1 protein-coding gene is annotated in these 2,244 nt (G+C 72.5%); it reads left to right on the forward strand.

The window, feature by feature from the left end:
• On the forward strand, positions 1-2,087 hold a 2,087-nt coding region (locus ACFV4G_RS22455), incomplete at its 5' end, for a discoidin domain-containing protein (protein WP_380443076.1).
• Positions 2,088-2,244: the final 157 nt, after the last annotated feature.

Raw genomic sequence — 2,244 nt, forward strand, 5'->3', positions numbered from 1 at the left:
GGGCCGCCGCGCCGGGCCCCGGGGCCCGGGCCGCCGCCGACTGCGGGACCGACAACGCCGCACGGGGCCGGCCGGCCACCGCCTCCTCCACGGAGAACGCGGGCACACCGGCGGCCGCGGCCGTGGACGGCGACCCCGGCACCCGCTGGTCGTCCGCCTTCAGCGACCCCCAGTGGCTCCAGGTCGACCTCGGCACCGTCCGCCAGGTGTGCCGCGTCGTCCTCGACTGGGAGACCGCGTACGGGCGTTCCTACCAGATCCAGGTCTCGGACGACGGTTCGACCTGGCGCACCGCGTACGCCACCGACCACGGGACGGGCGGCACCGAGACCCTCGCGGTCAACGGCACCGGCCGCTACGTGCGCATGAACGGGCTCGCCCGCGGCACCGCCTGGGGCTACTCGCTGTGGGAGTTCCAGGTCAACACCTCCGACGCGCCCCCCGTCCAGGGCGGTGGCGACCTCGGGCCCAACGTCCTGGTCTTCGACCCCTCGACGCCCGACATCCAGGCGACCGCGGACCGCGTCTTCAAGCAGCAGGAGTCCAACCAGTTCGGCACCGACCGCTACGCCCTCCTCTTCAAACCGGGCTCCTACGGCAACCTCAACCTCCAGCTCGGCTTCTACACGTCCGTCGCCGGCCTGGGACTGAAACCCGACGACACCTCGATCAACGGCGACGTCACGGTCGACGCCGGTTGGTTCAACGGCAACGCCACCCAGAACTTCTGGCGCTCCGCCGAGAACCTCGCCCTCACCCCGGCCAACGGCACCGACCGGTGGGCGGTGGCCCAGGCCGCGCCGTTCCGCCGCATGCACGTCCGCGGCGGCCTCAACCTCTCCCCGGCCGGGTACGGGTGGGCCAGCGGCGGCTACATCGCGGACAGCAGGATCGACGGCAGCGTCGGGAACTACTCGCAGCAGCAGTGGTACACCCGTGACAGCGCGATCGGCGGCTTCTCCAACGGCGTGTGGAACCAGGTCTTCTCCGGTGTCCAGGGCGCGCCGGCCCAGAGCTTCCCCAACCCGCCCTACACCACGCTGGACACCACGCCCGTCTCCCGCGAGAAGCCCTTCCTCTACCTCGACGGCGCGGACTACAAGGTGTTCGTCCCGGCCCTGCGCACCAATGCGCGTGGGGTCTCCTGGGACGGCGCCCTCCAGGGCGAGTCGCGGCCGCTGAACCACTTCTACGTCGTGAAGCCGGGAGCCACCGCCGCGACCGTCAACACGGCCCTGGCCCAAGGGCTCGACCTCCTCTTCACCCCGGGCGTGTACCACCTGGACCGGCCGATCGAGATCACCCGGCCCGACACGGTGGTGCTCGGCCTCGGACTGGCGACCCTCGTGCCCGACAACGGCGTGACCGCCGTCAAGGTGGCGGACGTCGACGGCGTGCGGCTGGCCGGACTCCTGGTCGACGCCGGGCCCGTCAACTCGCCCGTCCTCGTGCAGGTCGGTCCCGACGGCGCGGGCGCCGGCCACGCCGCCGACCCGACCACCCTCCAGGACGTGTTCGTCCGCGTCGGCGGCGCCGGCGCCGGAGCGGCCACGAGCGGCATCGTCGTCAACAGCGCCAACGTGATCGTCGACCACACCTGGATCTGGCGGGCCGACCACGGCACCGGCGTCGGCTGGGACACCAACCCCGCCGACTACGGCCTCGTGGTCCACGGCTCCGACGTGCTCGGCACCGGACTGTTCGTGGAGCACTTCAAGAAGTACGACGTCGAATGGTCCGGCGAACGCGGCCGCACGATCTTCTTCCAGAACGAGAAGGCCTACGACGCGCCCAACCAGGCCGCCATCCAGAACGGTTCGACCCTGGGCTTCGCCGCCTACAAGGTCGACGACGCGGTCGCCGTCCACGAGGGCTGGGGCCTCGGGAGCTACTGCTACTTCAACGTCGACCCGACCATCCGCATGGACCACGCCTTCGAGACGCCGACCCGGCCCGACGTCCGCTTCCACGACCTCCTGGTCGTCTCGCTCGGCGGCAAGGGCCAGTTCAACCACGTCGTCAACGACACCGGCGCCGCGACCACCGGCACCTCCACCACGCCGTCGACCGTCACGGCCTACCCGTAGGACCCTCCGCACCCGGCCCGGCCCCGGGTGGCCGGGCCGGGGGGGGCGGGGGGGGTTCGTGTCGGGGTGGGACCAGTCGGGGCCCCGCGGCGGGGGGGGGTTCCTGGGGGTGGGGGGGGGCGGGGCGCTGGTGGTGACGGTGGGGGGGGGGGGGTGG

Origin of the sequence: Kitasatospora sp. NPDC059747, from assembly GCF_042732955.1 — a bacterium.
Taxonomy (GTDB): Bacteria; Actinomycetota; Actinomycetes; order Streptomycetales; family Streptomycetaceae; genus Kitasatospora.